Below are 11353 nucleotides of genomic sequence, written 5' to 3' on the forward strand. Positions count from 1 at the left end.
CGCGAAACGGCGGCGCGCCTGCCTCTGCGCTACGACCCCGGCCGTGGCCCGATCGAATCCTGCGGCGGCCAGGACAGCGGCGGCCACGGCGGTTCCACCCGCGGGTCCGGGTCCGGGTCGCGCGCGCCCGCCCACCAGCCGGCCGCGACGACCACCGGCAGGCACGCCGCGGCGAGGATCGGCCCGAGGATGCCCGGGGCCGGCTCTTGCGGGTGACCGAGCGTCCAGCCCAGCGCGGGCACGACGGAGGCCAGTCCGGGCAGGACGGCGGCCGCGACCACCACCGGCATGCGCGGCCGGGACAGCGGCCGTCGTGGTGCCACGACGAGCGCGGCACCGACGCCGAGCAGGCACACCTCGGTCACCAGCCAGAGCAGGGTCGACTGCCCGGCGTTCGAACCGAAGAACACCACGATGCCGCTGATCGGGACGGAGGCGAAGAGGAACAGGGTGACGGGCAGCGCCGCCATCAGCCCGCGGCCGTGCCGGGCGCGGACCCGGCCGGCCGCCACCGCCGTCCCGATCGCCAGCGCGAGCAGGGCGAGCAGCCCGGCCGTCATGACGTCCACCCCGATCACCCGGCCGAACGCGGTGAGCGGCACCGGCCGGATGTCCAGGCCGGTTCCGGCGTCCACGACGGGCACCCGGCGCCAGGTCCCGCCGGCGTCGCGGACGGCCAGCCCCTCCACGCCGTTGGCCACGATCACCTGGTGTCCACCCGGGACGGCGCGGACGGCGACCTCCGTGCTGGCCAGTTTGGCCACGTTGACGATCCCGGCGGGAAACGGGTGCTGCCGCTGGACGAACTCCCACCGGACGGCGGGCACCTCCCAGGCGGTGTGCCAGGTCCGGCCGCCGTCGGTCGTTTCGTCGACGCCGAGCAGCCGGCCGCCGCGCGTGTCGTCGACGACGTCGGCGCCGTGCACGCGGTAGCAGTGCGTCGCCGCCTCGGGCGCGCAGGCTTCGACCCGCTTCCGGGGCGTCGGCCAGGGCGGCGGGGGCGCCTCCTCGAGGAACCGCCAGCCGTCGACGCCCGAGACGGAGCCGTAGAACCCGCCGCCTGCCTCGATCACCACCTGCGTGCCCTCGCTCCGCACGGACTGCACGGCCGGGGTGTTGTCGCTGGGCGCCGACGTCGCCGTGATCGCCAGCACGGTGAACGGGACCGCGGCCACCACCCGCAGCCGCACCGGCAGGGGCGGGGCCGACGTCACCCGGCGCCAGGCCCACCAGGACAGGCCCAGCGCGGGCAGCGCGACCAGGTCGGTCGGATCGGCCAGGATCACCGATGGCCCGTTGACGACCGACCACGCCGCGGACGCGACGCCGGCGCCCGCGGCGGTCAGCTTGACCAGCGCGAACCCCGCGCCGGTCACCAGCACCGCGGCCGCGGCGGCGGTCCGGCCGGCGAGGAACAGACCGAGGAGCAGCCCGAGCACCGGCGGGGCCGCCACCAGCCCGGCGAAGTCGCTGAGCTTGCCGGTGACGAGCCCCGGCCACCACGGTTTGAACACCTGGTCGTTGAGCAGCAGCACCGTGGTGGCGCCGATGGTCAGCGGATGCCCCAGCCACCGCAGGAAAACCCCAGTTCGCATTCGGTACAGCCTGCGGCGCGGTGATCACGGCCGTGACACGGCCCGGCCCCGGATCGGGTCAGGGCCTCACCGGAGGGTCCAGAACACCCCGTGGTACTTCCCGGCCGCGGTATTGGCCCGTCCGATGACCCGGCCGCTGTCGGTGATCCGGGAAGCTTCGCTGCGGGTGCTGCCGGGCAGCATGGCGAGCTGCGTGCGCGGCCCGTTCCGGTACCAGACGGTCGCCCGGCTCCGGAGCGTGCCCACCGCGGTGCCCTCCGCGTCGACCCCTTGGACGTCGGCGCTGGAGCCGTCGTCGGCCAGGACGGCCACGGTGCCGTCGGGGGCCCAGCGCACCGCCGAGCGGGCCGGCGGGGTGAGGTAGCCGTAGCCCACGACGTAGCCGGTGGAGCCGATCCAGGAGATCCAGACCGAGTACGGGCTGGGCCAGGCCAGCGGGTGGGCCGTGCCGCCGGTGTCCCAGGTCGCCGGGACGATGGGCCCGCTCGTGGTTCCGGCGGCGACCCCGCCCGCGTTGACCAGGTGGGCCCCGCTGCTCGGGCTCTGCGGCGCCAGCTCGGTGATCGGCCCGCCGTCGACCCAGCGCACGGCGTGGTTCGCCCCGGCGCGCTGGGCGCCGCCGACGACGATCCGGCCGTCGGCGGAGATGTCCTCGGCCATGCTCCAGGTCTCGCCGGGCAGCGTGCCCAGGTCGGTGGCCTGGCCGTCCGGGTCCCAGCGGAAGCCGTGGTACTCGTTGGCCGGCGTCAGCCAGTTCCCCACGACCACGCCGGTGTCGCTGATCGCGAAGGCGGTGGCGTTGTGGAAGCCGGGCGGGACCTGCAGCGTGGTCGCCTGGCCCTGGGCGTCCCAGCGGGCCGGCACGGCGTCGGTCGCGGTCAGCACGTAGCCGGCCGACTCCCCGAGCTCGTTGATGTCCCGCACCTGTCCCGCACTGCCGCCGGGGGTCGGCAGCGCGGTGATGACGCCGTCGGCGTCCCAGCGGACCGGGAGGTCCCGCCGCGGATTGGTGCCCACGGACGAAAGGCCGACCATCACCCCCGCCTCGTTGACCGCCAGGACGATGCTCTCGTCGTCGCCCGGCAGGGTCCCGAGGTCGACCGGCCCGCCCGGGGCGGCCTGCGCGGTCCCCGCCAGCGCCCCGGAAAACACGACCACGGCCGCCAGCGATCTTCGGAAAATCCGCAGCACGATGACTCCCCTCCTCGACCGGCGACGCCGGTCTCCCTTGCCGCGGACAGTAGCCGAAGCACCGCGCGAGTTGTGCTGCGGCGAGGGCGATCCACACGAATAGCCGAGCAGTAGCGTCCACTGTGGACTAACTCAGCCGGTCCCGGCGGCGCTTCAGGGACGCGACCTCGGCCGTGTTGCCCGCCAGCTCGATCGCCTTGTCGTACGCCGCCCGGGCCTCGGCCCCGCGGGACAGCCGGCGCAGCAGGTCGGCGCGGGTCGCGTGGTAGGCGTGGTAGCCGGCCAGCTGGTCCTCGAGCCGGCCGACGGCCGCCAGGGCCACCTCCGGGCCGTCGAGTTCGGCGACCGCGATCGCCCGGTTGAGGGCGACGACCGGCGAGGCGTCGACCCGGACCAGCTGGTCGTAGAGGGCGACGACCTGCGACCAGTCGGTGTCGCGGATGTCGCGGGCCGACGTGTGCACGGCGTTGATCGCCGCGAGGATCTGGTAGCGGCCCGGCGCCACCCCGGCGGCGAGGCGTTCGCGCACCAGCCGGTGCCCCTCGGCGATCAGCGCGCGGTCCCAGACGCCGCGGTCCTGCTCGTCGAGGGCCACCAGTTCGCCCGCCGCGACGCGGGCCGGGCGGCGGGCCTCGATGAGCAGCATCAGCGCCAGCAGCCCGGTCACCTCGCCGTCGTCCGGCAGGAGCGCGTGGACCAGGCGGGTGAGCCGGATCGCCTCGGTGGTCAGCTCGTGCCGGACCGGGTCGGTGCCGGGGCCGGTCGCCAGGTAGCCCTCGTTGAAGACGAGGTAGAGGACGGTGAGCACGCTCGACACGCGGGCCGGGAGGTCCTCGGCGGACGGTACGCGGTACGGGATGCGGGCGGCCTTGATCTTGGCCTTGGCCCGGGTGATCCGCTGCTCCAAAGTGGACTCCCGGACCAGGAAGGCGCGGGCGATCTCGGGCACGGTCAGGCCGCCGACCAGGCGCAGCGTCAGGGCCACCCGGGCCTGCGTCGCCAGGGCCGGGTGGCAGCAGGTGAAAACCAGCCGCAGCCGGTCGTCGCCGATGGCACCGGCGGGCGCGGGCGGGGTGTCGTCGTGCAGCATCCGGGCCTCCTCGTGCTTGTCGTCGCGCTTGTTCTCGCGCCGGATCCGGTCGATCGCCTTCCGGACGGCGGTGGTGGTCAGCCAGGCCCCGGGGTTCGGCGGCACGCCGTCGCCCGGCCACCGCTCGACGGCGGTCGCGAACGCCTCGGCGGCCGCCTCCTCGGCGACGTCGAGGTCCCCGAACCGCCGGGTCAGGGCGGCCACCACCCGGGCCCACTCTTCGCGGTGGGCCCGGGTCACCGCTTCTCCGGCGCCGCTCACCGGAACGGCCGCACTTCGATCTTCCGGTCGCACACCTTCGACGCCTCGGCGGCGAGCGTGAGCGCGACGTCGAGGTCGGGGACGTCCCACACCCAGAAGCCGGCGAGGTACTCCTTCGACTCGACGAACGGCCCGTCGGTGAGCACGGCCTGCTCACCCCGGTTGTCGACGACGGTGGCCGCGTCGGTGTCCGCGAGCCCGCCGGCGAAGACCCAGTGGCCGTCGGCGATCAGCCGGTCGTTGAACTCGCTGATGAAGGGCTGCCGGTCGGTGCTGCCGGGCTCGACCTTGTCGTCGATGACGGAGACCAGATACTGCATACAGAATCCTTTCTCGGGGGAAGAAACTCAAGCCGTTGCGTAGCGCGGCCGCCCGGCCGGCCGGTGGACCTGGATGGTCACGCCCTTCGCGTCGACCCGCGACTCGACCAGGTCGAGCGCGAGGTCCGGGCCGGTTTCCGGGAACAGCCGGGTGCCCTGGCCGAGGACCACCGGGACGACGAGCAGCGTCAGCTCGTCGACCAGACCGTGCGCCAGCAGCCACCGGACCAGGGTGCCACTGCCGTGCACCTGCAGTTCGCCGCCGGGCCGGGCCTTCAGCTCGGCGACGGCGCTCGCGAGGTCACCGGCGAGCACGGTCGTCCCGGTCCAGTGCGCCTCGGTGAGCGTGCCCGAGGCGACGTACTTGGGGGCGGCGTTCAGGGCCACGCCGATGGGGTGCGTGCTCGGCCCCCACGCGCCGGCGAACAGCTCGTAGGTGCGGCGCCCGAAGAGGAAGGCGTCGGCGCGCTGGTAGGTCTCGGTGATGAAGGCCCGGGTTTCGTCGTCCCCGGCCCCGAGGGCCCAGCCGCCCCGGTCGAACCCGTTCCGGCGGTCTTCTTCCGACGCGCCGCCGTTGCCCTGCACGACTCCGTCGAGGGTGATCTGGGTGATGGTCGTCAGCTTCATGGCCGGGGTTCCTTCCGTTCGCGGGTGGCTTCACCCCTGCTACGAACGCCGCCCACGGAATCCGACAACCCGGCGCGGAATTTTTTTGCGAGCGGTTTCGAACCTGTTCGAAACACCGGTCCGGGCCGGTCCGGCCGTGGCACGGTGGCGCTTCGCCCACCCACGCTCGGAGGAGAAACCGATGAACCGACGGAAGGCGCTCTCGCTCGTGACCGTCCCCTTGGCCCTGGCCGGGCTGGTCTTCGCTCCCGGCCCGGCCGCTTCGGCGACGGTGCTCGCGTGCAACGACCACTTCCACACGATCAACGGCGCGGACCCCAACGGGCACTGGCCGCCCTACGGCGAGGCCGTGACGACGTCCTACTGCTACGACATCAACGTCAAGATGACCGAGACGGTCAGCGTCTCCACGTGCTTCCTGCCCTCGAGCGGCGGCATCTCCTGCAACAGCCGTCGCACGGTGTACGCCGGCACCTGGGGACTCGCGGCCACCGACGTCAAGGACGGCACCCGGTTCTACCTGAGCTTCAGCAAGCAAGGCGTGTACGGGCGGGCGTCCTACTGACCGGGCGCCTACGCTGGGTCCGAACCGGACACACGCGGAGGATCGCCATGCCCCACACCGTGGACTTCGACACCGTATCGACCGCCGGCCTGGAGTCGTCACCGGTGGCGGACGCGCTGGCCGGGCTGCGGGCGAACGAGGCCCGGTACTTCAAGAACAAGTACGGCCACGTCTTCACCGTCGAACCCGCGAGCGAAGCCCGGGAGGCCGTCGACCTGGTGCACCGCATCCTCGAGGAAGAGCGCGGCATCGTCATCGCCTCGCCCCCGCTCGAGGCCACCGCCTTCCAGGTCGAGAACGTCCGCTGGACCTACGTCTTCTACGAAAACGGCCTGTCGGTCAACGTCCTGTACACCGTGGACGACGGCGGTAAGCGGGCCGTCGGGTTCAAGCTCTCCGAGGGCATGGACGTGCCCGAGGAGCTGTCCTCCTTCAAGTTCGCCCGTCAGAAGTCCAAGCTGGCCGGCACCATCCGCGGCTCCTACTTCGTCATCAAGAACGAGTACTGACCCTCACCCGGCGAGGGCCTCGGTGATCTGGCGGGTCGTCTGCGCCGCGACACGCGGGTTGACGGCCGCGTACGTGATGTAGGCGTTCAGGCCGGTCGCCAGGGCCCAGCCGCGGCCGCGGGTCCACGTCGCCTCGTCCACGCCGAGCGCGGTGCGGAACGTCGCCCGCGTCTCGGCCGACAGGAGCGTGAAGGCGATCATCAGGTCGCACGCCGGGTCGCCGACGCCGAGCTCGCCGAAGTCGATGACCGCGCTGAGGCGGCCACCGGTCGTCAGCAGGTTGCCCGTGTGGAAGTCGCCGTGGCACCAGACCGGCGGACCGGACCGGGCGGGGGCCGCGAGGGCGGCGTCCCACAGGCCGGTCAGCGCCGGGCCGTCGAACGCGGCGCCGACCCGGCCGATGGCGGCCCGGGTCGCGGTGTCCCGGGTGGCCAGCGGCCGGGCGGCGCCGTCCGCGGGTTCGGCGTCGAACCGGTGGAGCGCGGTCAGGAACCCGGCCAGCTCGGCGGCGGCCTCGTGCGAGCCCGACAGCGCTTCGACCGTGGCCACCTCGCCGTCCAGCCAGCGCGACACCGCCCACGGCCACGGGTAGCCGAAGTCCGGTTCGCCCACCGCCACCGGCACGGGAATGGCCAGCGGCAGGTGCGGGGCCAGCCGCGGCAGCCACTCGGCTTCCTTCTCCGCCTGCTTGATCGCGCCGGCGTGGCGGGGCAGCCGGACCGACAGCTCCGCACCGAGCCGGTAGATGACGTGGTCCGAGCCGGCCGGGGTGAACCGGGTCAGCGGCAGCCCGGCCCAGCGCGGGAACTGCGTGTCGACCAGCCGCCGCGCCAGTGCGCCGTCGATGGCCGGGTTCGCTTGCGTCGTCAAGGAAACTCCTCCGGGGAAGCCGTCGCCGGGCCCGCGGACCCGGCGACGGCGTCGTACTAGGTCCGGTAGCGGAACAGGATCCGCCCGCGGTTCAGGTCATAGGGGCTCAGCTCGACCAGGACCCGGTCGAACGGCAGGATCTTGATGAAGTTCTTCCGGATCTTCCCGCTGATGTGCGCGAGCACCTTGTGCCCGTTCTCCAGCTCCACCCGGAACGTCGCGTTGCGCAGGCACTCGACGACCGTGCCCTCGACTTCGATGCCGGCGGTGTTCCCCATCAGCGCAGCACCAGCTCGACGTTGCCGCCCACCTGGCGGGCGCCGGCGCCCTCGAACAACGCGAGCGCCGCCGGGTTCGCTTCGTTCACCTCGGCCGTGGCCGCCGGGATTCCCTTGTGGTGCAACGCGTCCAGCACGTGGACCAGCAGGGCGCGGCCGATCCCGGACCGCTGCCGGTCCGCGCGGACCGCGAGCAGGCCGATCCGCGGCTGCCGCGTCACCGCCGCCAGCCGGAGCAGGCCGACGTACCCGTCCTCGGCCGCGGCCACCGTGTACTTCGTGAGATCCAGCGGCGGGGCCATGACCTCCGCGGGCATCTCCTGCCAGCCGATCGTGGCCTCGACCTCGGCGCGGATCGTCGTCTCCAGCGAGCGCAGCAGGTCCGGATCGGACGGCGGCCGGATCGTCACGCCCGGCGGCGGGGAAGCCGTGCCCGCGGCCGCCGGGAGCACGTACTCCCGCTCACGCCGCCGCGGCGTGAACCCGACGGATTCCCAGCGGGCCCGGAGATCGGTGTCGGTTTCGTCGACCACGGTGTGGAGCGGTCTGGGGAGAGCGGGCAGCATGTCGGCCGCGAGCAGCGCGAAGTCCGCGTCGGTCCACGTGTCGATGCTGAGGAAGAGGCGGCCGTCCGGTCGCCGGGACACTTCCCCGCGGCCGGCCACGTCCGGCCGTTCGTGCAAATGGTTCATGGTGTCGCCTTTCGGGAGTACCGGTTCCAGGTGCTCCCGGCGACAGCTAGGCCGGCCCGCCCGTGACGACGAGGGGGAGCACCCACAACGTTGCAGCGTTCACGGGTCTCACCTCCCAGGGCCGGGTCACGGACGGCGGAAAGCTATCAGACGGCCGCACACCCCGCCCACTCCTTTTCCGCGAGCGGCCGCGCAGACCGGTCAGGAATCGAGAAGCGCCGGTCAGCGGCCCGGACCTAGCGTTACCGGCATGACGAACATCGAAACCATCACCCTCGAAGTTGCCGACACCGCCGCCGCCGAGCGCTTCTACGCCGAAGCCTTCGGGCTCACCACCCAGCTGCGGTTCCGGGTCGCGGACGCGCCGAGCGACGGCTTCCGCGGCTTCACCCTCTCCCTCACCGTGCCGCAGCCCGCGGACGTCGACTCCCTGATCGGGACCGCCCTAGCGGCCGGGGCCACGACCATCAAGCCGGCCACCAAGTCCATGTGGGGCTACGGCGGCACGGTCCGGGCGCCGGACGGGACGATCTGGAAGCTCGCGACCTCGGCCAAGAAGAACACCGGCCCCGCCACCCGCACGATCGACGCCATCGTGCTCCTGCTCGGCGTCGGCGACGTGGCCGCGAGCAAGAAGTTCTACGTCGGCCAGGGCATGACCGTCGGCAAGAGCTTCGGCAAGGTGTACGTCGAGTTCGACGCCGGCGAGAGCCCCGTCAAGCTGGCCCTGTACCGCCGCAAGGCGCTGGCCAAGGACGCCGGTGTGGCCCCCGAGGGCAGCGGCTCGCACCGGATCGCGGTCGGCGGCGCGGCCGCGGCGTTCACCGACCCGGACGGGTTCGCCTGGGAGACCACCGCTCCCGCGAGCCTCTCCTGATCACCCGCTCGCCGGCGCGGGCGGCCGCCTGGCGCGGCGCGACCGGCGTCGCTGACGCAGACTGGGTCGCGTGCCCGAACTCCCCGAAGTGGAACTCGCCCGGCAGGTCCTCGCCGGTGCCCTCGACCGGAAGATCCGCTCGGTCGACGACCACGACGACTGGGTCTGCCGCCCGCACGCCCCCGGCGACATCGCGACGGCGTTGCGCGGCGGCCGGCTGGTGGCCGCGCACCGGCGGGGCAAGACGCTCTGGTGCGAAACGGAAAGCCGGGACGGGCGGCCCGGGCCGAACCTCGGGCTGCACCTCGGGATGGCCGGGCAGCTGCGGTTCGCGGGCCGCAGCGGGCCACCCGGGCGGCCCCGCGACCGGGTGGAGAAACCCGAGTGGTTCCGGTTCGGGATCACTTTCGCCGACGGCGAACAATTGCGCCTGTTCGACACGCGGCGGCTCAGCCGCGTGCGGCTCGACCCGGACCTCGACGCGCTCGGCCCGGACGCCGGAGAGGCGTCGCGGCGCGAGTTCGTCGAGCGCGTCGGCCGCGGGCGGGCGCCGCTGAAGGCGCGGCTGCTGGACCAGTCGGTGGTCGCGGGGATCGGCAACCTGCTGGCCGACGAAACCCTGTGGCAGGCGGCGTTGTCCCCGGCCCGGCCGGTGAACGAGCTGACCGGCGACGACCTCGCGAACCTGCACAAGGCGCTGCGGAAGGCGTTGCGCGCGGCGATCCGCCACGGCGGCGTGCACACGGGCGAGGTCATCGGCCACCGCCGGGCGGGCGATCACTGCCCGCGCTGCGGCGCGGAGATGCACCACGGGACGGTCGGCGGCCGGTCGACGTGGTGGTGCTCGAAGGAGCAGGCCTAGCGGGGGCCGAGGCCGGTGCGGCCGTCGAGCAGTTCCCGGACCACGTCGAGGTGGCCGGCGTGCCGGGCGGTTTCCTCGATGACGTGCAGCACCACCGCGCGCAGATCGGTGATTTCGGCACCGAACGGGCCGGGGTGGCGGCCGCGTGGCGTCGCGGACAACGGCGTCGCGGCGAAGACCTCGTCGGATCGGCGGCACTGGTCGCGGTAGGAGGCGAAGACGGCTTCCGGGTTCTGCGGCACCGGCTCGCGGGGTGCCGTCGACCCGGTGACGACCTCCTGGAACCAGTGGTGTTCCGCGTCCCCGAGGTGTTCCACCATGCCCAGCGGGGTCCAGCCGGACGGGAGCACCGCCGTCGTCAGGGCTTCCTCGCCGAGGCCGTCGAGGATGGCCAGGACGCTTTCGCGCTGGGCCCTCAGGAACGCCAGCAGCGTCGTCTTCTCGCTCACGGTCGCGGACCATAGCGGGCGGGAGCGCATCCTGGCGGGCGGTTTTTGTCGGGGGTACCCGGTAACGTCGCGGACATGGCAACCCTGGTCACCTTCCACGCCCACCCGGACGACGAGTGCCTCCGCACCGCGGGCGTCATGCGCAAAGCCGTCGAAGACGGGCACCGGGTCGTGCTCGTCGTCGCCACCAAGGGCGAGGTCGGCGAGGTCCCCGACGGTTTCCTGGCCGAGGGCGAGAAACTGGAGGACAGGCGCGTCCAGGAGTCGTACGCGGCGGCGGAGATCCTCGGCGTCGAGCGCGTCGAGTTCCTCGGCTACCGCGACTCGGGGATGATGGGCGAGCCGACGAACGACGACCCGGCGTGCTTCTGGCGCGCCGACGTCGAAAAGGCGGCCGAGCAGCTCGCGGCGATCCTGCGCGAGGAGTCGGCCGACGTCCTGACGGTGTACGACGACAACGGCGACTACGGCCACCCGGACCACATCCAGGTCCACCGGGTCGGCCTCCGCGCGGCGGAGCTGGCGGGCACTTCCCGCGTCTTCCAGGCGACGTTCAACAGGGAGTTCATGCAGCGAGGCTTCGAAGCGGCGGTGGCGGCCGGCCAGATCCCCCCGGAGGCGACCCCGAAGCCCCCGGAGAACGTGGAGTTCGGCAAGCCGGAGGCCGAGATCACGGCGGCGGTGGACGTGTCGAAGTACGCCCCGGTCAAGAGGGCGGCGATGCGCGCGCACCCGAGCCAGATCAGCGAGGACATGTTCATGCTGGCCATGCCGGACGACGCCTTCACGTTCGCCTTCGGCACGGAGTGGTTCATCCGCTGGGGCCAGGGCCCGGGAATCACCGAAACCGACCTGATGGCCGGCCTCTGACCCACCCACCCCGCTCCGCTCCCGGGCTCAGTCACCTGCGGGAGGCCCCCTGATCCGGGGTCGAGGCAGGTGGGCCGGTCAGCCGGTGCCGTGTCGCCCTCCAATCACGCGAGATCGCTCCCCAATCACGCGAGATCGCTTTCTAATCACGCGAGACCCGGCCCGGATCACGCGACATCGGTCGCCAATCACGCGAGTCGTCGGGCCTGTCTCGTGATCGGTGTGTCCGGCGTTGTTGATCAGTAGGTTTCGGCGCCCGGCCAGCGGTCACCGAAGGTGATGGCGAAGGCGTTGATC

At 72.9% G+C, this 11353-nt stretch carries 14 protein-coding genes; 5 read left to right on the forward strand and 9 right to left on the reverse strand.

Translation table 11 applies throughout. The annotated features are described in order from the left end of the window. Positions 1 to 29 precede the first annotated feature (29 nt). The 5 genes from ACWEVN_RS22340 to ACWEVN_RS22360 form a co-directional block, all read right to left on the reverse strand. Positions 30 to 1595, reverse strand: coding sequence for a hypothetical protein (locus ACWEVN_RS22340; protein WP_452052548.1), 1566 nt, complete (start codon positions 1593 to 1595; stop codon positions 30 to 32). Positions 1596 to 1661: 66 nt separating this feature from the next. After that, positions 1662 to 2786: an HAF repeat-containing protein gene (locus tag ACWEVN_RS22345; protein WP_452052549.1), complete on the reverse strand. Its 1125-nt coding sequence runs from the start codon at positions 2784 to 2786 to the stop codon at positions 1662 to 1664. 127 nt (positions 2787 to 2913) lie between these two features. After that, positions 2914 to 4137 carry an RNA polymerase sigma factor gene (locus tag ACWEVN_RS22350; RefSeq protein WP_452052550.1) on the reverse strand — a complete coding sequence of 408 codons (1224 nt, stop codon included), beginning with the start codon at positions 4135 to 4137 and terminating at the stop codon, positions 2914 to 2916. After that, positions 4134 to 4457, reverse strand: coding sequence for a YciI family protein (locus ACWEVN_RS22355; RefSeq protein WP_449686463.1), 324 nt, complete (start codon positions 4455 to 4457; stop codon positions 4134 to 4136). Before ACWEVN_RS22355 ends, ACWEVN_RS22350 begins: the two co-directional genes overlap by 4 nt. 27 nt (positions 4458 to 4484) lie before the next feature. Next, positions 4485 to 5084, reverse strand: coding sequence for a dihydrofolate reductase family protein (locus ACWEVN_RS22360; RefSeq protein WP_452052551.1), 600 nt, complete (start codon positions 5082 to 5084; stop codon positions 4485 to 4487). 181 nt (positions 5085 to 5265) lie between these two features. Here ACWEVN_RS22360 and ACWEVN_RS22365 point away from each other — a divergent pair, with 181 nt between their 5' ends. Further along, positions 5266 to 5649 carry a hypothetical protein gene (locus ACWEVN_RS22365; protein ID WP_449686461.1) on the forward strand — a complete coding sequence of 128 codons (384 nt, stop codon included), beginning with the start codon at positions 5266 to 5268 and terminating at the stop codon, positions 5647 to 5649. A 47-nt stretch (positions 5650 to 5696) separates the two neighbouring features. Then, positions 5697 to 6158: a phage tail protein gene (locus ACWEVN_RS22370; RefSeq protein ID WP_449686460.1), complete on the forward strand. Its 462-nt coding sequence runs from the start codon at positions 5697 to 5699 to the stop codon at positions 6156 to 6158. 3 nt (positions 6159 to 6161) lie between these two features. On the opposite strand, the gene ACWEVN_RS22375 is transcribed toward ACWEVN_RS22370, so the two are convergent. From ACWEVN_RS22375 to ACWEVN_RS22385, 3 genes are read right to left on the reverse strand one after another with little or no spacing between them, the layout of a single operon-like run. After that, positions 6162 to 7028: an aminoglycoside phosphotransferase family protein gene (locus tag ACWEVN_RS22375; protein WP_452052552.1), complete on the reverse strand. Its 867-nt coding sequence runs from the start codon at positions 7026 to 7028 to the stop codon at positions 6162 to 6164. Positions 7029 to 7084: 56 nt separating this feature from the next. Then, positions 7085 to 7306 carry a translation initiation factor IF-1 gene (gene infA / locus ACWEVN_RS22380; protein WP_310971250.1) on the reverse strand — a complete coding sequence of 74 codons (222 nt, stop codon included), beginning with the start codon at positions 7304 to 7306 and terminating at the stop codon, positions 7085 to 7087. Further along, positions 7306 to 7998 carry a GNAT family N-acetyltransferase gene (locus ACWEVN_RS22385; protein ID WP_452052553.1) on the reverse strand — a complete coding sequence of 231 codons (693 nt, stop codon included), beginning with the start codon at positions 7996 to 7998 and terminating at the stop codon, positions 7306 to 7308. Before ACWEVN_RS22385 ends, infA begins: the two co-directional genes overlap by 1 nt. 250 nt (positions 7999 to 8248) lie before the next feature. Here ACWEVN_RS22385 and ACWEVN_RS22390 point away from each other — a divergent pair, with 250 nt between their 5' ends. Both ACWEVN_RS22390 and ACWEVN_RS22395 read left to right on the forward strand, forming a co-directional pair. After that, positions 8249 to 8875 carry a glyoxalase gene (locus ACWEVN_RS22390; protein WP_452052554.1) on the forward strand — a complete coding sequence of 209 codons (627 nt, stop codon included), beginning with the start codon at positions 8249 to 8251 and terminating at the stop codon, positions 8873 to 8875. A gap of 70 nt (positions 8876 to 8945) precedes the next feature. Beyond that, complete coding sequence (locus tag ACWEVN_RS22395) at positions 8946 to 9737, forward strand: Fpg/Nei family DNA glycosylase (RefSeq protein ID WP_452052555.1); 792 nt, start codon at positions 8946 to 8948, stop codon at positions 9735 to 9737. Here the strand turns inward: ACWEVN_RS22395 and ACWEVN_RS22400 are convergent. Next, entirely contained in the window at positions 9734 to 10186 is a 453-nt protein-coding gene (locus ACWEVN_RS22400) for a DinB family protein (protein WP_452052556.1), read from the reverse strand. The genes ACWEVN_RS22395 and ACWEVN_RS22400 overlap by 4 nt on opposite strands. Positions 10187 to 10261: 75 nt before the next feature. On the opposite strand from ACWEVN_RS22400, the gene ACWEVN_RS22405 reads away from it, so the two are divergent. Continuing rightward, positions 10262 to 11056: a PIG-L family deacetylase gene (locus ACWEVN_RS22405; RefSeq protein WP_452052557.1), complete on the forward strand. Its 795-nt coding sequence runs from the start codon at positions 10262 to 10264 to the stop codon at positions 11054 to 11056. Positions 11057 to 11353 lie beyond the last annotated feature (297 nt).

It is taken from the genome of Amycolatopsis sp. NPDC003861, from assembly GCF_053605405.1.